The sequence below is a fragment of the Pseudomonas sp. GM102 genome (assembly GCF_000282555.1).
Lineage (GTDB): Bacteria > Pseudomonadota > Gammaproteobacteria > Pseudomonadales > Pseudomonadaceae > Aquipseudomonas.
In genome coordinates, this window is record NZ_AKJB01000094.1 from 1 (window position 1) to 23398 (window position 23398).

Annotated in this window: 21 protein-coding genes and 2 tRNA genes; 6 read left to right on the forward strand and 17 right to left on the reverse strand. The window is 59.1% G+C overall.

The annotated features are described in order from the left end of the window. Nucleotides 1-447: 447 nt before the first annotated feature. Complete coding sequence (locus tag PMI18_RS07040) at nt 448-774, reverse strand: DUF3077 domain-containing protein (RefSeq protein WP_007904630.1); 327 nt, start codon at nt 772-774, stop codon at nt 448-450. A gap of 525 nt (nt 775-1299) precedes the next feature. Between PMI18_RS07040 and PMI18_RS07035 the strand changes: the two genes are divergently transcribed. Together PMI18_RS07035 and PMI18_RS31620 are read left to right on the forward strand one after the other, a co-directional pair. Then, nucleotides 1300-1590, forward strand: coding sequence for a Phd-YefM (locus tag PMI18_RS07035; protein ID WP_007904631.1), 291 nt, complete (start codon nt 1300-1302; stop codon nt 1588-1590). Nucleotides 1591-1601: 11 nt separating this feature from the next. Further along, nucleotides 1602-1781: a type II toxin-antitoxin system RelE family toxin gene (locus tag PMI18_RS31620; RefSeq protein WP_007904632.1), complete on the forward strand. Its 180-nt coding sequence runs from the start codon at nt 1602-1604 to the stop codon at nt 1779-1781. Nucleotides 1782-2144: 363 nt separating this feature from the next. Here the strand turns inward: PMI18_RS31620 and PMI18_RS07030 are convergent, their stop codons facing one another. The 4 genes from PMI18_RS07030 to PMI18_RS07015 all read right to left on the reverse strand — a co-directional run bounded on the left by PMI18_RS07030 (nt 2145) and on the right by PMI18_RS07015 (nt 6734). Beyond that, the gene (locus PMI18_RS07030) at nt 2145-3440 is read right to left on the reverse strand and encodes a virulence factor family protein (RefSeq protein ID WP_007904633.1); all 1296 of its coding nucleotides are present in this window, start codon (nt 3438-3440) and stop codon (nt 2145-2147) included. After that, the gene (mprF, locus tag PMI18_RS07025; RefSeq protein ID WP_007904634.1) at nt 3440-6082 is read right to left on the reverse strand and encodes a bifunctional lysylphosphatidylglycerol flippase/synthetase MprF; all 2643 of its coding nucleotides are present in this window, start codon (nt 6080-6082) and stop codon (nt 3440-3442) included. The genes PMI18_RS07030 and mprF overlap by 1 nt, the downstream gene beginning before the upstream one ends. A 277-nt stretch (nt 6083-6359) precedes the next feature. Beyond that, a tRNA-Met gene (locus PMI18_RS07020) sits at nt 6360-6436 on the reverse strand. A 221-nt stretch (nt 6437-6657) separates the two neighbouring features. After that, nucleotides 6658-6734 (reverse strand) — tRNA-Met (locus tag PMI18_RS07015). A gap of 299 nt (nt 6735-7033) precedes the next feature. Between PMI18_RS07015 and dinB the strand changes: the two genes are divergently transcribed. Continuing rightward, entirely contained in the window at nt 7034-8095 is a 1062-nt protein-coding gene (gene dinB, locus PMI18_RS07010; protein ID WP_007904635.1) for a DNA polymerase IV, read from the forward strand. A gap of 114 nt (nt 8096-8209) precedes the next feature. Here the strand turns inward: dinB and PMI18_RS07005 are convergent, their stop codons facing one another. The 4 genes from PMI18_RS07005 to PMI18_RS06990 all read right to left on the reverse strand — a co-directional run bounded on the left by PMI18_RS07005 (nt 8210) and on the right by PMI18_RS06990 (nt 12995). Further along, complete coding sequence (locus tag PMI18_RS07005) at nt 8210-9163, reverse strand: hypothetical protein (protein WP_007904636.1); 954 nt, start codon at nt 9161-9163, stop codon at nt 8210-8212. A gap of 17 nt (nt 9164-9180) precedes the next feature. Continuing rightward, the gene (locus tag PMI18_RS07000) at nt 9181-10896 is read right to left on the reverse strand and encodes a proline--tRNA ligase (RefSeq protein ID WP_007904637.1); all 1716 of its coding nucleotides are present in this window, start codon (nt 10894-10896) and stop codon (nt 9181-9183) included. 141 nt (nt 10897-11037) lie between these two features. Next, nucleotides 11038-12597, reverse strand: coding sequence for an AmpG family muropeptide MFS transporter (locus PMI18_RS06995; protein ID WP_007904638.1), 1560 nt, complete (start codon nt 12595-12597; stop codon nt 11038-11040). A 44-nt stretch (nt 12598-12641) separates the two neighbouring features. After that, entirely contained in the window at nt 12642-12995 is a 354-nt protein-coding gene (locus PMI18_RS06990; RefSeq protein WP_007904640.1) for an MGMT family protein, read from the reverse strand. A 166-nt stretch (nt 12996-13161) separates the two neighbouring features. On the opposite strand from PMI18_RS06990, the gene PMI18_RS06985 reads away from it, so the two are divergent. After that, complete coding sequence (locus PMI18_RS06985; protein ID WP_007904642.1) at nt 13162-14169, forward strand: DUF481 domain-containing protein; 1008 nt, start codon at nt 13162-13164, stop codon at nt 14167-14169. Between the two features lie 177 nt (nt 14170-14346). Here the strand turns inward: PMI18_RS06985 and PMI18_RS06980 are convergent, their stop codons facing one another. Then, nucleotides 14347-14556 (reverse strand): cold-shock protein, encoded by a 210-nt coding sequence (locus tag PMI18_RS06980; protein WP_002554837.1) that lies wholly within the window; start codon nt 14554-14556, stop codon nt 14347-14349. 355 nt (nt 14557-14911) lie between these two features. Between PMI18_RS06980 and dcd the strand changes: the two genes are divergently transcribed. Then, nucleotides 14912-15478: a dCTP deaminase gene (gene dcd / locus PMI18_RS06975; RefSeq protein WP_007904652.1), complete on the forward strand. Its 567-nt coding sequence runs from the start codon at nt 14912-14914 to the stop codon at nt 15476-15478. A 107-nt stretch (nt 15479-15585) separates the two neighbouring features. Next, the gene (locus PMI18_RS06970; protein ID WP_007904654.1) at nt 15586-15792 is read left to right on the forward strand and encodes a hypothetical protein; all 207 of its coding nucleotides are present in this window, start codon (nt 15586-15588) and stop codon (nt 15790-15792) included. 124 nt (nt 15793-15916) lie between these two features. Here the strand turns inward: PMI18_RS06970 and PMI18_RS06965 are convergent, their stop codons facing one another. The 7 genes from PMI18_RS06965 to PMI18_RS06935 all read right to left on the reverse strand — a co-directional run bounded on the left by PMI18_RS06965 (nt 15917) and on the right by PMI18_RS06935 (nt 23148). Then, nucleotides 15917-16681 (reverse strand): ABC transporter ATP-binding protein, encoded by a 765-nt coding sequence (locus tag PMI18_RS06965; protein WP_007904656.1) that lies wholly within the window; start codon nt 16679-16681, stop codon nt 15917-15919. A 13-nt stretch (nt 16682-16694) separates the two neighbouring features. Further along, nucleotides 16695-17813, reverse strand: a complete 1119-nt coding sequence (locus tag PMI18_RS06960) for a succinylglutamate desuccinylase/aspartoacylase family protein (RefSeq protein WP_007904658.1) — start codon at nt 17811-17813, stop codon at nt 16695-16697. A gap of 12 nt (nt 17814-17825) precedes the next feature. Next, entirely contained in the window at nt 17826-18536 is a 711-nt protein-coding gene (locus PMI18_RS06955) for an ABC transporter permease (RefSeq protein WP_007904660.1), read from the reverse strand. Further along, on the reverse strand, nt 18533-19261 hold the full coding sequence (locus PMI18_RS06950) for an ABC transporter permease (protein WP_007904662.1): 729 nt from the start codon (nt 19259-19261) through the stop codon (nt 18533-18535). The genes PMI18_RS06955 and PMI18_RS06950 overlap by 4 nt, the downstream gene beginning before the upstream one ends. A gap of 56 nt (nt 19262-19317) precedes the next feature. After that, entirely contained in the window at nt 19318-20100 is a 783-nt protein-coding gene (locus tag PMI18_RS06945) for a transporter substrate-binding domain-containing protein (protein ID WP_007904668.1), read from the reverse strand. A 331-nt stretch (nt 20101-20431) separates the two neighbouring features. Further along, complete coding sequence (locus tag PMI18_RS06940; RefSeq protein WP_007904669.1) at nt 20432-22120, reverse strand: ATP-dependent DNA ligase; 1689 nt, start codon at nt 22118-22120, stop codon at nt 20432-20434. Beyond that, the gene (locus tag PMI18_RS06935) at nt 22117-23148 is read right to left on the reverse strand and encodes a ligase-associated DNA damage response exonuclease (protein WP_007904670.1); all 1032 of its coding nucleotides are present in this window, start codon (nt 23146-23148) and stop codon (nt 22117-22119) included. The genes PMI18_RS06940 and PMI18_RS06935 overlap by 4 nt, the downstream gene beginning before the upstream one ends. Nucleotides 23149-23398 lie beyond the last annotated feature (250 nt).

Genomic DNA, 23398 nt, shown 5'->3' on the forward strand with positions numbered 1-23398 from the left:
GGTTGCCCACTGCGCAGAACCTGCACTCAGCCTTACGAGGGGGCGGTGCGTCAAGATCAACAGCTGCAGGCGAGCTAACGCTCGGCCTGACTGTAGGAGCTGTCGAGCGAAGCGAGGCTGCGATCTTTTGATGTTGGCTTCTGCGTCTGCGTCTGCGTCTGCTTCTGCTGTTGCTTTGGCCTTGGCCTTGGCCTTGGCTTTGGATCTGGATCTGGATCTGCCGCCCCATTCCCAGAGGCCGAACGCAGGTATTGCGCAGGGGGCACCGCGGCAGGGATGCCGCGGTAGCCGCCCCCGGAGCAATGCCGGAGTTGAGGGCATGCCGAGCCTGGGCGAGGCACCTCCTGACCGTATTTCATACCTGTAAACGATGTATCCGGTTTAAAACGTAAAGGATGTCTCCGGTTTCTACCCGGGCAAGCCCGCTCCCACAGGGGATTTGAGCCTTTACTGGCTTCCAGGCAGCTCTTCTTCAGATTCGGTCTTTGTCCGGGCAGGTCGCGGTGTCAGCACCTTCACCACATCATCAATCACTGCCTTACTCATTGCCGTCAGGTAATGCGCGGCCCAGGCGTGGCGGTCGGTGTCTTTGATGTAGGCCGCATCCTCGGTAAATGATTTGGCGAGGAACAGCAGGTCGGAGGCTTGTGACAAGGCATCAACGATGGGGACGCCGGCGCGGACGTTGAACAACGCCTGATCGGAGCAGTAGATGAGAGGGGTGAGGCCGATGGTTTTCAGTTCTGAGGGGGCGGGCGAATCTGTTTTGCTCATGTCTAACTCCTTAACCCGAGGGAGCGGCCACGTTCGTTTCCAAGCGAATGGGTGGCAGCTGTGCGCAGGTTGGAAAACCGGGAGCTAAGGAACCGGCACGCCCGAAGGCGTCCCACGCACAGCCGCCATAACAGGATCGCAGCTGTAAAAACCGCTGCCGTACTGATGGGGGGCGCTGTTGCACTTAACTCGACGGGTTTCCAAGCCCGATCGCTGAATGGTCAGCGACGTCCGGAGAGTATCCCGTCGAAGAAAAGCGCAACAAGGCAGCAAAGTGCCCAAAAAGGACGATTCGGAGTTTGCCTACAAGGTCTGCGGGCGTCATCTGATATTGCGAAACCTTAAGTAAACGAAACTAAACGTGGCGAAAGAATTCACAAGTCGTTCGACTCATTTTTTGTAGGCATGGAAAAACGGAGGTTCGTAGATTCGCGTTTTTTTGCAGCTTGCTGTATGTCGAATTCGACGCGATACTCTGCGTAGAACTGTGTGTTCAAATTTGCATGAGTGTGTAGAGAGGTGAGTATGACGGCATTACTGGAGCGTGCTGACCAAGCGATTTCTGTGACGGCAATGGTCAGGGGGTTCAGCGCGAGGCTAAAAGAGATTTCCAGCCGAGCCACTGAGCGGCTGGTCATTTTCAAAGACAATCAGCCGGCAGCGGTCATTATCAATGTCGATGCGTATCAGGAAATGCTCGACGAGCTTGAGGACCTTCGGGTTGAAGCAGCGGCTCGGGAGCGATTGATCGGTTTTGATCAGGCCAAGGCCGTCAGCCACGACGATATGCGGGCGCGGTACGCCAGGAAAGACTAAAGGAGCTTTGGATGGTTTGGGGCGTTATCTATCATCCGGAGGTTCAGAAGGATCTGGATCTGCTGGGAGCTGTGGCGGCGAATCGCATTCTTGATGTTATCGAAGAGCGGATTATCAACGGCGAGCCGGATAAGAGCGGCAAGCCCCTAAGAGCCAGTCTTGCAGGTTGCAGACGGATTCCGCACAGGTGATACGCGGATTGTTTATCGAGTCGATGGGCAGGCGATCCAGGTTTTGATCGTCGCCGTCGGTGCGCGACGTGATGAAGAGGTTTACGACGCGGCAGAGCGCCGTCTCTAATTAAAAAGCCCCCGTTGCTTTGTGGCAGCGGGGGCTTCTTTGTAGCCATTTATCTGGGTGCAGCGCAGATCCTGTGGGAGCGGGCTTGCCCGCGATGACGGCGGCAGATCCAGCATTGATGTGGCAGACGTACCGCCATCGCGGGCAAGCCCGCTCCCACAGGGGATCTGCGGTGTTTGGTTAAATTGCACTCAAATGAAAAAAGCCCCCGCAACCATAAGGCTGCGGGGGCTTTTTTGTGAGCGCGGCTCAGATCACTCCTGAGCCGCCGTCTCCTTCGCTTGACGCTTCTCGATCACATCCACCAACCGCTGAGCCAACGCCGGGTAGTTCTCGTCGAAGTGATGGCCGCCAGGCAGTTTCATCGCTTCGCCCACGGCGGTCTTGTCGGTGCAGCCGCTTTCGTCGACTTCTTCTTCACCGTAAATGCACACCACTTTCGCGGCGGGCAGCTTGGCCATTTCCGGGCCGGTGGCGGCTTCTTTGCCGGCGTTGCCGAGCCAGCCTTCGACTTCGATTTCGAAGCTGCCGGTGCGGGCGAAGGCCAGCAGGATGATTGCGTCCACCCGCTGCTGTTCGGCTTCCGGCAGGCGGTTGTAGATGGCGGGCAATACGTCCGCGCCGAACGAGTAGCCGGTCAGGATGAAGCGCTTGGTGCCCCATTTCTGCCGGTAGTGCTGCATCAGTTCGGTCAGGTCCAGCGCGCTCTGTTCCGGGCTCTTGTGCTGCCAGTAGTAGCGCAGGGTGTCGATGCCGACCACCGGGTAGCCGATCTTGGCCATTTCGCCGGCCACATCACGGTCCAAGTCGCGCCAGCCGCCGTCGCCGGAAAGGAACAGGGTGACGGTGTCCTTGGCTTGACCGGCCGGGACTTCGACCACCGGGATCTGCAGGCCGCCAGCGGCTTTATCGCCACCGACGAGAATTTTGCGCAGTTCGTTGTTCAGCACTTGCGGCAGGTTGATGTCGTAGTCGCTGATGCTGGTTTCGGCATTGGCCTGGTCACGCACGAAGCCGGCGCTGGTGTCGTCCGGGTTGTCGTTCCAGGCCACTAGCCAATGGCCGTGGGCGGCGCTTTTTGGCAGCAGGTGAGTGCAGCCGGGTTTTTCCAGGGCCAGGTCAACCGAAATGGCCTGGGCCTTGTCGTCCTTCTGCTCGGCCAGCCAGCGCCACGCCAGCACGGCGCCTGGGCCGATGCCGCTGACCAGGGTTGCCGGGCCTTTGAGTTGCCTGAGGCCTGCTTGCAGGGCGCGACCTTGCAGGATGCAGTCCTTGGGCAGGATCACCTGGACGATCTGTGCCGAGCCGCTGCGGCTCAGGGTCAGCAATTGTTTGTCGCTGAGCTTCTGCTCTTCATTGACCGCCACCAGCACCTGGGCGCGCGGCGTGTTGCCGGGGATGACGCGGGTCATCGCGGCGCCATCGGCCGGCGTAAGCAGTTCGAGGGTCGGTTCTGGTGCCGGGCGTTTCAGGTACCAGAAACCGCCACCGACAATCAGGGCCAGCACTACCAGTGTGGCCAGTACGTACCGCAGGGAGCGTTGAATCATCAGCGTTTCACCAATCCAGTCAAGCCGCCTGCAATCAGGGCGGCAGTGTCGGCCAGGGCAACCAGCGGATCGAGTCCGGCGGGCACGGCCATATAACGGGGTTCCCAGTCGGGCTGGAACTTGTCTTTGAAGCGGCGCAAACCTTGGAAGTTGTACAGCTGCTCACCACGGCGGAATACCATCGAGCCCAAGCGCTGGGTCAATGGCGCGCCGCGCCGGGGTTGTAACCCCGACAACGGCACCATGCCCAGGCTGAAGCGCGCGTATCCATGATTTTTATAATGTTGAATCAGGCCGACCATCATGAACTCCATGGTCAGCTTGGGGGCGTCGGGATGCGCGCGCATCAGGTCGAGGCTGGCCAGATCATGGCCGTAGGTCTCGAGCAGGTTGGCGAACGCCACTGGGCGCCCTTCGAAACGAATCACCGCGATGCGGAAGTGCTTGAGGTAGTCATCACTGAAACGCCCGAGCGAGAAACCTTTCTCGCGCACGTTCTTGCCGGTCAGCCAGGCGTCCGAAATAGCCTTGAGCTCATCCATCGGCGCTTGCCCCGGCTCATGGATTTCCAGCGACAGGCCGTCACGGGTGCCGCGGTTCCAAGTGTAGCGCAGGTCCTTCATCTCTTTGCCCTTGGCTTCGAGATCAAAGCGGTGCAGATCGACCCGGGCTTCTTCGCCGAGCTTGATTGCGGTCAGGCCGATGTCCATGTAATACGGCAGGTTCTCGGCGCGCACTTGATAGAACACGGGGCGGGCGTGGTGGATATCGCAGAGGTCGCGGAACTGCCAGATCATTTCCGCCCGTTGCTGGGTCGGGCCGATCGGGTCATACAGCGCCACCAGGCTGCGACCACGGCGGGCGTACATCAGAAACGCCTCGTCGTTGGGGTGAAACAGCAGCGCCTTGTCACCGGTCAGGGCCAGGCCGCCATCCGGTTGGGAGGAGGCCATGAGAATCTTTACCGCGCGGTCCAGCTCGTCGGGCGTTGGCAGATGGATCACCGGGCGTGCGGTGCGCAGCAGCCAGGTCAGAGACACCACCACCAGCAGGACCGCGGCGCCAAGCAGCGAGCGCAAGCCACGCGGGGCATCGGCGTCGAGGGTGAACTGCCACCAGAGTTGATGGCTGTACGGAACGTCCTGATAGGCGAACAGCAGCAACCAGATCGATGCGCCGAGTACGCACAGGCTGGCCACCAGATACAGCGGCGAAAACGGCACTTCGGTCAGGCGGCTGGGGCGATAGAACGAACGCCGGAAAACCCCCAGCAAACTCGCTGTCAGGGTCATCAGGCAAGCCTCTTCCCAGTCGAACCCTTTAAGCAGTGAGAGCAGGGCGCCGACCAACAATAGAATGGTGGTCAGCATCCACGCGGCTGACAGGCGGCGACGCAGCCCCTGAGCCAGCAGCAGGCAGAGCACGCCCACCAGGCTGGCGCCAAAGTGCGAGGCGTCGACCAGTCGATGCGGTATCAGAAAACCGATGTGTTCAAGGCGGGTATCGATCTCTGGCGTCACGCCGGAAAACAACAGCACCACACCGGACAGGAACACCAGCACCGCCAGAATCGGCGCGGCCAAGCCAGATGCTGCACGCAGGGACTGGCGTGTTTGAAACAGGCGCTGGCCTTCGTTGATCAACAGCAGTACGCAAGCCACGAGCAGCGGCAGCACCACGTAGATCAGCCGGTAGAGCAGCAGGGCGGCGGCCAGTGGCGCGGCGCCGAGCTTGTCGGCGAAGGCGGCGAGCAAAATCGCTTCGAACACACCGACACCACCCGGTACATGGCTGAGCACGCCAGCGGCCAGGGCCAATAGATAGACCAGCAGGAATGCACCGAAGGGCGGCGCTTCCGGCAGCAACAGATAGAGCACGGTCGCGGCGGCGGCCACGTCCAGGGCGGTGATGACCAATTGCAGGAACGTCAGGCGACGACCCGGCAGGCGCAAGGTGCGGCGACCGACCTTGACCAGCAGGTTGTCGGGATAAGGCTGTTCCGGCAGGCGACGGCGATAGATGCCGATGGCCAGTACTGTTGAGAGCAGCAGCACGGCCACTGCAATCGCACCCAGCAACGTCTCGGAGAAACCCAGGGCCACGGAGGCGGCGGGCAGGTTGCTGAGAGTGGCGAGGGCGGCCAGGGGCGGCAGGGCGCAGCCGAGTGAGAGGCTGGCAAACAAAGTCATGTGCGCGACTTCCGACGCCCCCACACCATACCGTGCATATAAACGGTAGCGAACCGAGCCTCCCGACAACAGCGAAAGGCCGATGGCATTGCCAATGGCAAACGCGGTGAAGCCGCCCAATGCCAATAATCGCGGGGCCAGCGTCACGCCGGCATAACGGCTGGCCGACCATTCGTAACCCAGCAGAATGATGAAGCCGATGACGGTCGCGGCGAGTGCGCCCAGCAAGGCCGGTTTCGGCACTTCCAGAATCGAGTCGTGCAGCGCGTACAGATCGAGTTCGCTCAGCAGGTGACGACAGGCAATCAGCGCAATGGCGAACAACAGCAAAGTGACCGCCAGACCGATGGGTTGGCGATATTTGCTGATTCGATCCAGCAAGCGCAAGCGCTCGGCTTTGATCGGTTGTGTCGCTGTGACGGTGTCTTGTGGATTAGACGAGTTGGCGCGCATCAATCACCTCTTGGATTGTGCGCGACAGGATGGAGGTATCCAGCCAAGTTACCAATCCCTGTAGAAAAAAATAATCACAAATATTAACGCCTCTCACCAGATGTGGGCGATGGCGCGTCATCAGTCGTAGAGGGTTCTGTCTGCGGTTCAGCCTGGGCTGAACTCACAGTCCGGCGATCCCGAACGGCTCACTGCACAGTGACAGATCATTGTTGCGAAAGGACTTTTTCAACAGATACAAAAAAGGCCACTCTTTCGAGTAGCCTTTTTTGATGTTTGGTTGCGGGAGCCGGATTTGAACCGACGACCTTCGGGTTATGAGCCCGACGAGCTACCAGACTGCTCCATCCCGCGTCTGTGTGGCGGCATTCTACAGGCGAACGCCCCAGTGTCAACCGTTAATCCCAGTATGGCTCAAATAAGTTTAAAACGACGGCGAAGGATTGAAGGGGAGACCTAAGTTTCGGAATCAGAACGATTTCTTGTTTCTGTGCAGTAAGGCATAGACCGCTGATTTTTTATAAAACAGGCACGCACAAAAAAGGCCACTCTTTCGAGTAGCCTTTTTTGATGTTTGGTTGCGGGAGCCGGATTTGAACCGACGACCTTCGGGTTATGAGCCCGACGAGCTACCAGACTGCTCCATCCCGCGTCTGTGTGTCGGCATTCTACAGAGGATCGCAGGGCTGTCAACCTTCAATCTCGGTAAAACCTGTTCCTGTTCAAGCGCTTAGGTGAAAAAAGCAACGGCTGACCGATCTGAAACGCAGGCAGGGCAAGGCTTGCGGCTCTATCGAGAGGGGGCTTTCGATTGAGAAAATAAATCTCCGGTGCTTTTCCTACAAAGGAAAAAGAACATTCAGAGTACTGGTGCTATATACAGGTGTCAGTGAGATACTGCCGGTACGACTCACCAACACTTCATTTCTTCGCCATGAACACTGCTTTTATATGACGCAGCGAAAAATCATCCACGTCGATTGTGACTGTTTCTACGCCGCCATCGAGATGCGTGACGACCCGCGCTTGGCCGGTAAGCCATTGGCGGTGGGCGGCTCGGCGGATCGGCGTGGGGTGATTGCCACCTGTAACTATGAAGCGCGGGCTTATGGCGTACGCTCGGCCATGTCTTCCGGACATGCCTTGAAACTCTGTCCGGACCTGACCATCGTCAAGCCGCGCATGGATGCCTATCGAGAAGCATCGAAGGAAATTCATACGATCTTTCGCGATTACACCGACCTGATCGAGCCGCTTTCCTTGGATGAGGCCTATCTCGACGTGTCGGACAGCGCGCATTTTGGCGGCAGCGCCACGCGAATCGCCCAGGACATTCGCCGCCGTGTCTCCAACCAGTTGCACATCACCGTGTCGGCCGGCGTGGCGCCCAACAAGTTTCTCGCCAAGATTGCCAGTGACTGGAAGAAGCCTAACGGCTTGTTCGTGATCACGCCGGATCAGGTGGAAGACTTTGTCAGTGGTTTGCCAGTGAGCAAGCTGCACGGTGTTGGCAAAGTGACCGCCGACAAACTCGGCAGGCTCGGCATCGTCGATTGCTCGCATTTGCGCGAGTGGGACAAGTTGGCGCTGGTGCGCGAATTCGGCAGCTTTGGCGAGCGGCTCTGGAGCCTCGCCCGTGGGATCGATGAGCGGTTGGTGCACAACGACAGTCGGCGGCAGTCGATCAGCGTTGAAAACACTTACGACGTGGACCTGCCGGATCTGATGAGTTGTCTGGATAAATTGCCCGAGTTGCTGGAGTCCCTGAATGGCCGCATGGCGCGGATCGACAGCAGTTATCGCCCGGGCAAGCCGTTCGTCAAAGTGAAATTTCATGATTTTACCCAGACCACTTTGGAGCAGGCCGGGGCAGGGCGGGATCTGGGGAGTTATCAGTTGCTGCTGACCCAGGCCTTTAACCGTGGTGGGAAACCGGTGCGGTTGTTGGGGATTGGGGTGAGGCTGGAGGATTTGCGGGGCGGGTTTGAGCAGATGGAGTTGTTTGAGCGGTAGGGGCAGGGTTTTGGTGCGGTGGTGTATGCAATGACGCCTTCGCGGGCAAGCCTCGCTCCTACAGGTATTGCGTAATCCTTGTAGGAGCGAGGCTTGCCCGCGAAGCTTTTGACTTTAATTCGGTCCCGGATCCGCCACCAGTCGCCCGGCATCCTTGGTCAATGACTTGAGGAATTCGGTCTGCAACTCTGGATCGTTGCGGGTCAGTTCGATCAGGCTCTGTTCCAGCTCGCTGGCTTCTTCTTCCAGACCCAGTTCCGACAGGCGTTTGACCCGGTGTACCCACTGGCTCACTTCGTCGTCTTCGAGGTCGTCGTAAATCAACCCATGCGCTTCGAGTAGCTTGCCGCGCAAGTTGCTGCTGATTGCCAGGGACGAGTCGGTGTGCACATCGTCCTTGTTGTCCTCGACACTGATCTGCAGCTTGCCCAGATGGTTGAGGTCATGTTCGGCGAACGGGCTATCCAGCAGGTTCAGGCGCAACACGCCGTTACGGTCGGTGCTCAGTTCGAAGGTGTTCTTGCCAGCCTTGACCTGCACCGGGCGCTCGCTCCACGGCAGGCTCGAGTACTCCGTGCGCTTGTCGCGCTGGACTTCGTCGATACCCGCCAGGTTCTGTTGTGCCCGACCATGAGACTGCGCGTTCATGAACGGGTTGAGCCCGGCGAAACCATAGCTGAGCCAGTCCTTCGTCACGCTGTCCGGCAGATTGCCGAGGGCGAACACGTTGACCACGTTCGCGCCGACACCGGCCACCACGGCCACCGCGCCCAGCGGGATCTCATAGACCTCCCGCCAGGGTTGGTAAGGCGTATAGCGATCGTAGTGACGCGTGACTTCGAACTCGGTGACTTCGAAAGTCTTCTGCTCGTGGATTTTCACCCGACGTTGCGGCAGCTCAAGCACCTTGGGCTCGCCGACATCAATCTGCAGGCTGTGATCGAGCAATTTGCGCTCGACCCGTTCCTCGTGCTCGCTGCGTTGTGACATCTGATTGGCACAGCCGCTGACCAGCAGCGCGCCGCACAGGGCGGCGCTACCGAGGCCTAAGGTGTTTCGCTTGAACATGACGTCTCTATCTGGTGTCAGCGGCGGATACGGGCCTGGAGGAAAGACAACACGTCAGCGACCGGCAGCGCTTGCGCCTCGGCCTCTGTGCGGCTCTTGTATTCCAGATTGCCGTCGGCGAGGCCGCGGTCACTGACCACGATCCGGTGTGGAATGCCAATCAGCTCCATGTCCGCGAACTTGATGCCCGGGCTGGTTTTCTTGTCGCGGTCGTCCAGCAGCACTTCGAAGCCCGCGGCAGTCAGTTCTGCGTAGAGCTTGTCGGTGGCTTCGCGAACCTGTTCGGTTTCGTAGCGCAGCGGAACCAGGGCAACCTGGAACGGAGCCAGAGCATCGCTCCAGATAATCCCGTTCTGGTCGTTGTTCTGTTCGATGGCGGCAGCCACCACGCGGGACACGCCAATGCCATAACAGCCCATTTCCAGGGTGACTGGCTTACCGTTCTCGCCCAGCACTTCACACTTCATCGCTTTGCTGTACTTGTTGCCCAGCTGGAAGATGTGCCCGACTTCGATGCCGCGCTTGATTTCCAGGGTGCCTTTGCCGTCAGGGCTCGGATCGCCGGCCACTACATTGCGCAGGTCGGCAACGGTCGGAACCGGCAGATCACGCTCCCAGTTCACGCCGAAGTAGTGCTTGTCGTCGATGTTGGCACCGATGCCGAAGTCGCTCATCAGCTCGACAGAACGGTCGATGATGATCGGCAGTGGCAGGTTCAATGGGCCAAGGGAACCGGCGCCGGCGCCAATGGCGTCGCGCAGTTCAGCTTCGGAAGCCATGACCAGCGGGCTGGCAACGCCAGGCTGGTTGGCGGCCTTGATTTCGTTCAGCTCGTGGTCGCCACGGATGATCAGGGCAATCAGTTTGCCTTGTTCTTCAGCGTGCACCACCAGGGTCTTGATGGTTTTTTCGATCGGCAGATTGAAGCCTTCGACCAGTTGCGCAATGGTCTTGGCGTTCGGTGTGTCGACCAGGCGCAGCTCTTCGGCAGGCGCGGCACGAGAGGTTTCGCGCGGTACGGCTTCGGCCTTTTCGATGTTCGCCGCGTAGTCGGAACCGTTGCTGAAGACGATATCGTCTTCACCGGATTCGGCCAGTACGTGGAACTCGTGGGAGCCGGCGCCACCGATCGAGCCGTTGTCGGCTTCAACCGGACGGAATTTCAGGCCCAGGCGGGTAAACACGTTGCAGTACGCCTGATGCATGCGGTCGTAGGTGATCTGCAGCGAAGGCTGATCAGCGTGGAACGAATAGGCGTCCTTCATGATGAACTCGCGGCCGCGCATCAAACCGAAGCGTGGGCGGATTTCGTCACGGAATTTGGTCTGGATCTGATACACGTTGATCGGCAGCTGTTTGTAGCTGCTCAATTCGTTGCGCATCAGGTCGGTGATGACTTCTTCGTGAGTCGGGCCGGCACAGAAGTCGCGACCGTGGCGATCCTTGAAGCGCAGCAATTCAGGGCCGTATTCTTCCCAGCGACCGGATTCCTGCCACAGTTCAGCCGGTTGCGTGCTCGGCATCAACACTTCGAGAGAGCCGGCGGCGTTCATTTCTTCACGCACGATGGCTTCAACCTTGCGCATCACTCGCAAGCCCATGGGCAGCCAGGTGTACAGGCCCGAGGCGAGTTTGCGGATCATGCCGGCGCGCAGCATCAGCTGATGGCTGATGACGACCGCGTCGGAAGGCGTTTCTTTCTGTGTGGCGAGCAAAAATTGACTGGTGCGCATGGTTGGCCGTTGTCGGTTGCTGATGACGAGAAATGACGGAACATTGTACGGGCGAGATCTGCTGGCGTACAGGAGTGCGGCCGGCTGTGTGGCAGGAGGGCGAGAATCTGCGCCCTCTGCGATGTTTCCTGCGTAAAGAGCCTACGATTCTTCCGCGACCTGGGTCTGAACCGGCTCCGGCGTCGCTGTCGGACCTGCGCGGCGGTTTTCCTGAAACCAGTGCAAGGCGATCAACAACAAGGTCGGAACGCCCAGCAGGGCAGTGATCAGGAAGAAGTTGTGATAGCCGAATTTTTCCACCATGACCCCTGAGTAGCCGCCGATGAGGCGGGGCAGCAGGAGCATGATCGAGCTGAGCAGGGCGTACTGGGTGGCGGAGAACTTGAGGTTGGTCAAGCTCGACAGGTAGGCGACAAATGCCGACGTCGCCAGGCCGGAGCTGAAGTTATCCAGCGAGATGGTGGCGATCAGCATCTGCAGATCGGCACCCATATCCGTAAGCACCAGGAACAGCAGGTTGGTACCGGCCGATGCAACGCCGCCAATGAACAGGATAGGCAGGATGCCGAAGCGCACGATCAGCAGGCCGCCCATGCCGGCGCCGACCAGCGTCATGATCAGGCCGAAAATCTTGCTGACGCTGGCAATCTGATCCTTGGTGAACCCCTGGTCGATGTAAAACACGTTGGCCATCACGCCCATGACCGTATCGGACATCCGATAGGTGGCGATCAGCCCGAGCAGCAGCAGGGCTTGCCAGCGGTAACGCAGGATGAAGTCGTTGACCGGCGTCAGCACCGGAGCCAGGCCGCGGCGCCCCATGGCCGACAGGCACAGGCCGGTAAGCGTGATATAGAGAATCGCCCGCAGGAACGCACGGTCTTCGAGCAGCAGGTCCAGTACGCTGACGCCGTTGAACAGTACGCTGGCGAAGTCAGTGTTGTAGAGCTGGGTGAACATGGCCGGTACAGACACCAGCAGCACGATCAGCACGAACACCGACGCTAACTGGTGCACAAAGCTGTAGCGCCCGGCCTGCAACTGGGTACGCAAAGGCACCGGCGGTTCGCGCATGAACAGGGTGGTCAGCAGTGCCGGGACCATCAAGACGCCGAACAGCACATAGGTGCCGGTCCACGCCGCATGCTTATAGTTGAAACCGGTGGAGCCGAAGCCTTCGGCGAAGAACAGTGCGCCGGCCGTCGCCAGTAGGGCCGCGACCCGATAACCGGCCATGTAGCTGGCCGCCAGCGCGGCTTGGCGGGTTTCGTCGGCGATTTCCAGACGATAGGCATCGACGGCAATGTCTTGCGTTGCCGAGGCGAAGGCGACGACCACCGCGATGGCGATCAACCAGGACAGGTGCTTTTGCGGGTCGCAGAAACCCATGCCGATCAGGCCGAGGATCACCAGAGCCTGGGCCAGCACTAGCCAGGAGCGTCGTCGACCGAGCTTGCCGAGCAGTGGCAGGCGCCATTGGTCGAGCAGCGGGGACCAGACCCATTTAAAGGCATAGGCCAAGCCGATCAGGCTTGCGTAGCCGATGGTTTCGCGGGCCACACCGGCCTCGCGCAGCCAGACTGAAAGCGTCGAAAACACCAGCATGTAAGGCAGGCCGGCGGCGAAACCAAGCAGCAACAGCACGAGCGTTGAGGGGCTGGCATAGGCGGCGAGCGCGGCGCGCCAGGTTTTACGGGGCATGGGCTGGAGTCTGCCTCAAGGATTACGGAAACAAAGCGCGCACTCTAACCGCTGTGCTCTACCGGGCGCCACCCATGGCGCTGAATATCAACACGATTGTTCAGGATACTGATGCCTTCCATGCGCAATCGGGCCCGTTGTTCATCCCCCGAAGGGCTGCCCACGGGCAGGCTGATCCGACCGCCGGCACCCAGCACGCGGTGCCAGGGTAGTTTGGTGTCGCCGGGCAATTGGCTCAGTGTTCGCCCGACCCAGCGGGCAGCACGACCCAGCCCGGCCAGCTCGGCGAGCTGGCCATAGCTCACGACTTTGCCCTCGGGCACTTGTGCCAGGGTCAGGTAGAGTGCCGTGCGTCGGATTTGCGCCGCGCTTTCGGTTTCAGCGGTTGAGTCGGTCACGTCCCGGGCTTCCTGAAAAAATGCGCATTGACCGTCTGTAGAGTAAATCCTGGATTGCCCATTGAGAAATGAACTCAATAGAAAAAGTCGGGTCAGTCCTTGTCATGGCCTTATTCGTAAGGATAATGCCGACTTTTTTTCGCAAAGTTGAGCCTTCGATTCGCTTATGTTGTCCAGAACCTTGCTGTGCCTCGCTGTCGCCAGTGCTTCCACTCCCTTGCTTGCCGATACCGTCTGGTTGAAGAACGGTGACAAGTTGAGCGGCAAAATCACCGTATTCGATGGTGGCAAGCTGCTGATTCAGACCGAGTACGCTGGCGCGGTCCCGATCGACTGGAAGCAGGTCAAAACCCTGGAAAGTGATCAGCAGTTGCTGGTCAAGCAGGATGCCTACACCGGTGAAAAGGCCAAGGCGCTGCATGCAGCAGAAGACGGCAAGGTCACCCTGGCCAACGGCGATGGCCCCAAGACTGTGGAGCTGGCAAGTATCCAGCAGATGCTCAAGCCCAAGCCTGTCGTCGAGGATTTGGTGTGGAAGGGTAATATCGATGCAGCGCTGGATTATCAGCGGGCCGAGAAAGACACCGACGATTACGATATCGACTTCAAGACCACTGCGCGTCATGGCAGATGGCGACACACCGCAGAAGGTGAGTACAACCGCGAATTTCAGGACGACGTCGTCACTACCGACAACTGGCGGGGCGAATACTCGCTCGACCGCTTCCTGACCGAAAAATGGTTCTGGCAAGGGCGCGCGGTCTATAAGCGCGACAAGGTCGAAGAACTGGCCCGCCAGCGCACAGTCGGTACCGGCCCCGGTTATCAGTTCTGGGACGATGAGCTGGGCGCATTCTCGCTGGGCTCGCTGGTGAACCGCACGGACTATGAGTTCAGCGATGGCAGCAAGGAAAACTTCTACTCCCTGGCGATGAAGTGGGATTACAACCGCTACCTGATCGGCAAGAAGGTGGAGCTCTTCACCAATGGCGAAGTTGGCAAGCCGTTGTCAGGCGTAGCTGATTACGCACTCGATGCCGAAATGGGCTTGCGCTACAAAGTGACCGATTGGGCGTCGCTTAACCTGAAGGCCGAGCGAGACATTATCAGCGGTACTGACGATGCGGATCTGAGCAAGACCCGTTACACGGCGGGTTTTGGCGTGGCCTGGTAACACTGAAAAATCAAAAGATCGCAGCCTCGCTTCGCTCGACAGTTCCTACAGAGATCGCATGTCAACGTAGGAGCTGTCGAGCGAAGTGAGGCTGCGATCTTTGTTGCCATGCAAAACACACAGGCACAAAAAAGCCCCGCTTTTGAGGGCGGGGCTTTTTACTAAAGCAAGTACAAGTTAGATAACTTGAACTTCTTCAGCTTGCATGCCTTTCTGACCGCGGGTAGCGATGAAAGAAACCTGTTGGCCTTCTTTCAGGCTTTTGAAGCCGTCGGATTGGATAGCTTTGAAGTGAACGAACAGGTCGTCACCGGATTGTGGAGTGATGAAGCCGAAGCCTTTTTCATCGTTGAACCACTTAACGGTACCGGTTTGGCGATTAGACATGGTGTAACTCCTTGAACAAAGATAACTGCGACGCAGGAAGAACCCTGGCCGAGACTGAGTGCAAAGAGCAGGAAAAATTCTTGTAGATGGTTGGATCGAAATTCAACATATCGTGTAGAGATTCTCAGTGACACAAGCAGCACAGTGGCGCCACCTTAACCCTTTTTCCGGAACGTGCCAATGTTTCTTGCGAAGGTTTCTCTGTTTTCATGACTGACGGTGCATCGAATAGCGGTGAAGGCCCGGAATTCACGGGGGATCGTCGAGAATTGTCTCCCGGACTTTGAACCCGGAGCGCCTGCCCGGTAAGATGCCGGACAGAATTTTTCCACCCTCGCTATTCAGGACACCCGCCATGAGCATCAAATCGGACAAGTGGATTCGCCGCATGGCGCAGGAACACGGCATGATCGAGCCTTTCGTCGAGCGCCAGGTGCGCGGTAGCGACGATAGCCGTGTGATCTCCTACGGCGTGTCCAGCTACGGCTACGATGTGCGTTGCACCAATCACTTCAAGGTGTTTACCAACATCAATTCGGCGATCGTCGATCCGAAAAACTTCGATGCTGGCAGCTTCGTCGACATCCACAGCGACGTGTGCATCATTCCGCCGAACTCCTTCGCTCTGGCCAGCACCGTCGAATACTTCCGCATCCCGCGTAACGTATTGACCATTTGCCTGGGTAAAAGCACCTACGCGCGTTGCGGCATCATCGTCAACGTCACGCCGCTCGAGCCTGAGTGGGAAGGTCACGTGACCCTGGAGTTCTCCAACACCACCAATCTGCCGGCGAAAATCTACGCGAACGAAGGCGTGGCGCAGATGTTGTTCCTTGAGTCGGACGAAGAGTGCGAAGTCTCCTACAAGGACCGTGGCGGCAAGTATCAGGGCCAGCGTGGCGTGACCCTGCCGCGTACCTGAGTCAGCCGTCTGACAAACCGTTGGAATTCCTGAGCGGGCGTACACTCTATGGAATGTACTGCTCCGATTCGCGCAAGGCGGATCGGGCCATCGCTCAGGAGTGCTTCATGAAGATCGATCCGCGAATAAGTGCCGAACTGGCAAGGCTTGAGCCCAATCAGGTTGGCCTGCTGGCCTGGTCCTTGTTGGCACATCCGCCAGTCATGGCCGGGGGCATCCCCACTCAACCAGATCCCGACACGCCCAATGAAGAGCCAAAAGAGCCCGGAGAGCCGACTGTGCCGGATAAGCCACCGCCTGCGCCTGTGGCCTGATACCTGTGGGACAACCTGGTTTTTGTAGGAGCGAGGCTTGCCCGCGAAGGCGTCCTTCCAGTCATACCAAAGCGCAATGTGCCGACGCCTTCGCGGGCAAGCCTCGCTCCTACAAGGGCGGAAGTTACTTGAGGTTACCGCTGAGGAACTGCTTCAACCGTTCACTCTTCGGATTACCCAGCACATCCTCCGGCGCACCTTCTTCTTCCACCAGACCCTGGTGCAGGAACAGCACCTGGCTCGAGACCTTGCGGGCGAAGCTCATTTCGTGGGTGACCATGATCATGGTCCGGCCTTCTTCGGCCAGGCCTTGGATCACCTTGAGCACTTCGCCGACCAGTTCCGGGTCGAGCGCCGAGGTCGGTTCGTCGAACAGCATGACTTCCGGCTCCATGGCCAGTGCGCGGGCAATGGCTACCCGTTGTTGCTGACCGCCCGAAAGGAACGCCGGGTACTGATCCGCCACGCGCGCGGCCAGGCCAACCTTGTCGAGGTAACGTCGGGCACGGTCTTCGGCCTCTTGCTTGCTGCAACCGAGGACCCGGCGAGGGGCCATGGTGATGTTTTCCAGCACCGTCATGTGGCTCCACAGGTTGAAGTGCTGGAACACCATGGCCAGGCGGGTGCGAATCCGCTGCAGTTCATCTGCATCGGCCACGCGCATGCCGTGACGGTCATGGATCATGCGGATCGTTTGGCCGTCCAGGCTCATGGCGCCGTCGTTGGGTTGCTCGAGAAAGTTGATGCAGCGCAAAAAGGTGCTTTTGCCCGAGCCGCTGGCGCCGATCAGGCTGATGACGTCGCCGGTTTTGGCCTTGAGCGAAACGCCTTTGAGCACCTGATGATCGCCATAGCTTTTATGCAGGCCTTCAATGGTCAATTTGTACATGGGACATGCATCCTCAAGGCGAAAGTAGGTAGCCGCTGCGATAGGCTTCGGTGCCCGCGACGTGGGCGATCACCATGCCGGCAGTGGCCATGCGCCGCAGCGAACGGGCGTACATCAGCCCGGCGGCGGTGCAATGAACAGGAGTGACGCGATCATTGATCGGGTCGATGACTTCGGCGATCAGTTGCCCGGCTTCCAGGTATTCCCCGGGCAAGGCCGTGAACACCAGCAGTCCGCCCACGGGTGTCGCCACCGGTTCGACGCCGGCCAGCGGCGTGGCCGGGTAGGGCAGGTCGGGTAATGGCGCCGACTCACCGGCAATCGCGCCGAAGTGAATCAGATAATCGATCAACGCCTGACAGTCGAGGCTGGCCAGCGGGTGATTGACGTCACCCTGGCCGCGCAATTCGACGGTAACTGAAAAACTGCCCAGCGGAATCTCGAACTGCTCGCCGAAGCGCTCTTTCAACTGCCACCAGAGCAGAGTGAAGCATTCATCGAACGATTGGCCACCCGAGTCGGTGGCCAGCAGGCTGGCTTCGGAACCGATGTAGCGCGCCAGCGGTTCGACCTGCGGCCAGGCCTCGGGCGTGGTGTAAAGGTGCGCCACGGCTTCGAAATCGCAATGCAGGTCCAGCACCATGTCCGCATCGCAGGCCAGCCGTTGCAGGGTCAGGCGCTGGGATTGCAGTTGAGTGCCTGCGGTTTGCCGCGCCAACGCCTTGCGCAGGCTGTCGCGGATCAGTTCGAGGTTACGTTGCGGATCGTCGCCGAGCAGGCCTTCGATCTCGTTGCCGACTTCTTCACTCAAGTCGACGAACCAGCGATTGAAGTTCTGCCCGCTTTCCAGTTCGTAGCGGCCCAGTGGAACGTCCATCAACACTTGTTCCAGGCCGACCGGGTTGGCCACGGGCACCAGCACGATTTCGCTGCGCAGCCGGCCGGCGGCTTCCAGCTCCGCCAGACGTTGCTTGAGGTGCCAGGCCACCAACATGCCGGGCAATTCATCGGCATGCAGGGAGGACTGGATGTAAATCTTGCCTTTGGCCGACTGCGGGCCGAAGTGGAAGCTGTGAATCTGTCGCACGGTCCCCGGCAGCGGGGCCAGCAGGTCATGAATCTGGTGGCGCATGTACGAGTTGTCCTAGTGAGTCGGCCCGAGGAAGGCCAGCCATCGGCGTTCGGCGAGACGGAACAGGCCGACCAGCGCAAAGGTAACGGTCAGGTAGATCAGCGCGGCGATGCCGAACGACTGGAATGTCAGGAAGGTCGCAGAGTTCGCATCGCGAGCGACTTTCAATACATCCGGGATGGTCGCGGTGAACGCCACGGTGGTCGAATGCAGCATCAGGATCACTTCGTTGCTGTAATAAGGCAACGAGCGACGCAGGGCTGACGGCATTATCACGTAGGCGTAGAGCTTCCAGCCTGACAGACCGTAGGCCTTGGCCGCTTCGATTTCTCCGTGAGGCAGGCTGCGAATCGCCCCGGCGAAGATCTCAGTGGTGTAGGCGCAGGTGTTCAGGGCGAAGGCCAGGATCGTGCAGTTCATCGCATCGCGAAAGAACGCATCGAGGACCGGCTGGGCGCGCACGGCCGCCAGGCTGTAGATACCGGTGTAGCAAATCAGCAGCTGGATATACAGCGGCGTACCCCGGAACAGGTAGACGTAAAACTGCACTGGCCAGCGGATGTAGATCTTGGGCGAAACCCTGGCGATGGACAGCGGGATCGACGCCAGAAAGCCGATGAAGATCGAAGCGCTGAGCAGCCACATGGTCATGGCCAGGCCGGTGATGTTGTAACCGTCGGTATAAAGGAAGGGTTTCCAGTATTCCTGCAAGAGTTCGATCATCGTACGGCCTCCCGGGAGCCGGCGGCGTAGCGGCGTTCGAGCCAGCGCAGGACGACGTTGGAGGCGCTGGTGATCACCAGGTAAATCAGTGCGGCCAGTACCAGGAAGTAGAACAGTTGATAGGTGCTTTTACCGGCGTCCTGCGCGGCTTTGACCAGGTCGGCGAGGCCGATGATCGAGACCAGCGCGGTGGCCTTGAGCATCACCATCCAGTTGTTGCCGATACCCGGCAGGGCGAAACGCATCATTTGTGGGAACACCACGAAACGAAAACGCTGGCCGCGTTTGAGGCCGTAGGCGGTGGCGGCTTCGACCTGGCCCCGTGGCACGGCGAGGATCGCCCCGCGAAACGTTTCGGTGAAGTACGCACCATAAATGAAGCCCAGGGTGATGACCCCGGCGCTGAACGGGTTGATCTCGATGTATTCCCATTCCATGAAGTCGGTGAACGAGGTCAGCCAGGTTTGCAGGCTGTAGAAGATCAGCAGCATCAGCACCAGATCGGGCACCCCACGAATCAGCGTGGTGTAGAGCTGGGCCGGAACACGTACCAGTTTGACTTTCGACAGCTTGGCACTGGCACCCAGCAAGCCGAGCAACACGGCCACCAACAGCGACAACACCGATAATTTGATGGTCATCCAGGTGCCTTCCATCAGCAACGGACCGAAGCCCTGGAGGCTGAAGGCTGAGAGCCCCAGGTTTTGTAATAGGTTTTCGAACATAAATCAGCAACCTGATCGGGTGAAAAAAGCGCCCATCGCGAGATGGGCGCCGGGCATTATTTGCCGCTGTACAGATTCAGATCGCCAAAGTGTTTCTTCTGAATGGTGGCGTAGGTGCCGTCGTCGTGTAACGCTTTGATACCTTTATTCAAAAGTTCTTTAAGGTCTTTGTTACCTTTAGAGATACCGATAGCTGTTTTCGACGGCAGCAATTCGCTGTCGACCGGCTTGCTGACTTCGTAGCCTTCGCCTTTTGGTGACTTCAAGAAGCCCAGTTCGGCTTGCAGCATGTCCTGGATCGCTGCGTCGAGACGGCCGGAAGTCAGGTCGGAATACACCTGATCCTGGTTCTGATAGGCCTGGGTTTTCACGCCAGCCTTGTCCAGCACGGCCTTGGCGTAGGCTTCCTGGATGGTGCCTTGCTCGTAGCCGACGGTTTTGCCCTTCAGTGAAGCGACATCTTCGCTCAGGCCGGAACCTTTCTTGAATACATAAGCGGTTGGGCCGGAGAACAGCTCGTCGGAGAAGTCGATGACTTTTTCGCGGGCCGGGGTGACGGTCATCGATGAGATCACACCGTCGAATTTATTGGCTTTCAAGCCCGGAATCATGCCGTCGAAATCGCTTTCGACCCATTTGCACTTGACCTTCAGCTCGGCGCAAATTGCATTGCCCAGGTCGATGTCGAAGCCAACCAGGCTGCCGTCGGCTGCTTTGGACTCGAACGGCGCGTAAGAAGGGTCAACGCCAAAACGCAATTCTTTGTATTCCTTGGCCAGCGCGGAGCCGGCAGCCATGCACAACGCCAGTGCAGAAAGGGTCAGCAATGCTTTTTTCATTATTCAATCCCTAAGAACCAATATGAGCGCTTGTGGCGCAGAAGTACTGTTACTGAAAAGCGTAAGACCTATTAAAAGTAGCAATTTCCGAACCAGAGTCCCGAACAAGCGTTTAAAAGGTAATACAAGAAGTGGCAAAGCGCGATTTATGCACGAAAACGGGCATCGCCAGATCCCTGCGCCAGGGTGGTGCTAAATGTGGGGAGAGAGCTTGCCCTGATGCCCAATCTGATCCTGTAGGAGCGAGGCTTGCCCGCGAAGGCGTCCTCAAGTACGCCAAAAGATTCGCGGGCAAGCCTCGCTCCTACAGGATCAACCCACAGAAATCAGGTCAGGCGAGCAAATCCTGCAATGTCGCCAAGTTGTCAGCGTCCTCCACCGACTTGTCCTGCCGCCAACGCAGCATCCTCGGGAACCGCACCGCAATTCCGCTCTTGTGCCGTTTCGACAGGGCAATGCCCTCGAATCCCAGCTCAAACACAAGGGTCGGCTTCACACTACTCACCGGTCCGAATTTTTCTACCGTGGTCTTGCGTACGATGCTGTCGACTTGGCGCATTTCTTCGTCAGTCAACCCGGAGTAAGCCTTGGCGAAAGGCACCAGCGTTCGCTCGCGGGCAGAGGGTGGGCCGTCCCACACAGCGAAGGTGTAATCAGTGTAGAGACTGGCCCGGCGGCCATGGCCCTGCTGGGCATAGATCAGCACCGCATCAATGCTGAACGGGTCGACTTTCCATTTCCACCACACGCCCATGTCCTTGGTCCGCCCGACGCCATATAGCGCATCGCGGGCCTTGAGCATCATGCCTTCGACGCCCAATCTGCGGGAGGCCTCTCGTTGGCGGGCGAGGTCGAACCAGTCTTCACCGGTCAGCACGGGCGAGCTCAGTAACACCGGGTTTGCGCAGGTGTTGATAAGTTGCTCCAGCTGAGTGCGGCGCGTGGCTTGAGTCTGGTTACGCCAATCCTCGCCCTGCCATTCCAGCAGGTCATAGGCCAGTATGACCACGGGTACTTCATCGAGGATTTTCTTGCTGAGCGTTCTCCGGCCGATCCGCTGTTGCAACAGGGCGAAGGGCTGCACAGCGGGTGGCGACGGCGATTGCGGGTCGAAGGTGTCGTTGATGCCCGGTTGTGCCGCTTTCCAGGCGACGATTTCACCGTCGATCACCGTGCCATCGGGCAAACCGTGAACCAGGCTGTCCAGTTCGGGGAAGCGCTCGCTTACCAGCTCTTCACCTCGCGACCAGATCCACAAGCGCCCATCGCGCTTGACCACTTGAGCGCGGATGCCGTCCCACTTCCATTCCACTTGCCACTGACTGGCCGGGCCGAGCAGGGCGTCGAACTGCTCAACCGGGTGCGACAACGCATGGGCGAGGAAAAACGGGTACGGCTGGCCGCCCCGTTGGGCATGCTCATTGGGTGCTTCGGGTGCGATCAGCTTCAGGTAACTGGCGGCGCTTGGGCGGTTGGACAGATCGGTGTAACCCATCAGCCGCTGGGCCACGCGTTTGCTGTCGAGCCCAGCCATCGCCGCCAAGGCGCGGGTGACCAGCAATTTGGAGACCCCGACACGGAAACTGCCAGTGATCAATTTGATGCACAGCATCAGACTCTGGCGATCCAGTTGCGCCCACAGCGCGGGCAAGCATTCGGCGAGGGTCAGCGGGGGCGCGTTACGCAGCGGCAGCAGTTTGTCTTCAATCCACACCGCCAGCCCGTCGGTAGAGGTGTGGTGCGTTTCGGGCAGCACCAGTGAAATGGTTTCCGCCAGATCACCGACGGCCTGATAACTTTCTTCGAACAACCAGGGCGAGAGCCCGGAAAACGCTGTAGCCATTTCCCGCAGCATGCGTACCGGCACTAATTGCCGAGGTCGTCCACCGGACAGAAAGTACACCGCCCAGGCGGCATCTTCGGGCGTGGCCTGGGCGAAATAGCTCTGCATCGCCGCCAGTTTGGCGTTGCTCGAGGTGGTGGCGTCGAGTTCGGCATACAAGTCGGCGAAGGCTTTCATGCCAGCACCTCGGCGCTCTCGGGTTCTAGGACCGAGGTGTCTTCATCATCGCCGTACTCGGTGCTGAAACTCATGGCGTCGAGGCCTTGTTCGCGCAGATAGCGCACCAGCACTCCAATGGAACCATGGGTGACGATCACGCGTTCGGCTGCGGTTTGTTCGATGGCCCAGAGCAGGCCGGGCCAGTCGGCGTGATCGGACAGCACGAAACCGCGGTCCACACCGCGCCGCCGCCGTGTACCGCGCAAGCGCATCCAACCGCTGGCGAAGCCATCGCTGTAGTCACCGAAACGCCGTACCCAAGGGCTGGCACCCGCCGAAGGTGGCGCGAGGACCAAGGCCTTGCGCATCATCGGGTCATGTTTTTTTACGTCACCGGAATAGATCGTTGGCGGTAAATAAATGCCGCTCTCGCGATAAATCCGATTGATGGGTTCAACCGCGCCATGTACCAGAATGGGGCCGAGGCTGGCATCGATGCCGTGGAGAATCCGCTGAGCCTTGCCGAAGGAATAGCAGAACAGCACGCTGGTCTTGTCGGCCGCCGCATTGGTCCGCCACCACTGATTGATCTCGGCAAAGATCTGCGTCTGGGGTTGCCAGCGGTAAATCGGCAAGCCGAACGTCGATTCCGTGATGAACGTATGGCAACGCACCGGTTCGAACGGCGCACAGGTACCGTCGGGCTCGGTTTTGTAATCTCCCGAGGCGACCCAGACTTCCCCCTTGTATTCCAAACGCACCTGGGCGGAGCCGAGTACATGACCGGCAGGGTGAAAACTCAGTTTTACGCCGCGGTGCAGCAATGGCTCGCCATAGGGCAAGGTTTGCAGGTTGATGTCTTCGCCCAGGCGCGCACGCAGAATGCCTGCCCCCGGTGCCGCCGCCAGATAATGTTGATTGCCACGGCGAGCATGGTCGCTGTGGGCGTGGGTGATGACCGAGCGTTCGACCGGCTGCCATGGGTCGATATAGAAATCACCGGGCGGGCAGTACAAACCTTCAGGACGAGCGATAACAAGGTCCATGTTGTTACCCAAATGGAGAGGCCTGTTAGCTAGGAGGTTTGCGCGAGACGAGAAGTTCTATTTATTTTCAAAGAAGGTTGGTGGCGTTAATCAGGCCGCTTTCGCGAGCAAGCCAGTTAAGGTTTTAGAGAGGGAGGATCGCATCTGTGGCGAGGGAGCTTGCTCCCGCTGGGGCGCGCAGCGGCCCCGAATCTGCCATCGAGGGAATCCAGATAGAACACCGACGTCGGTTTTGCGACTGCTTCGCAGC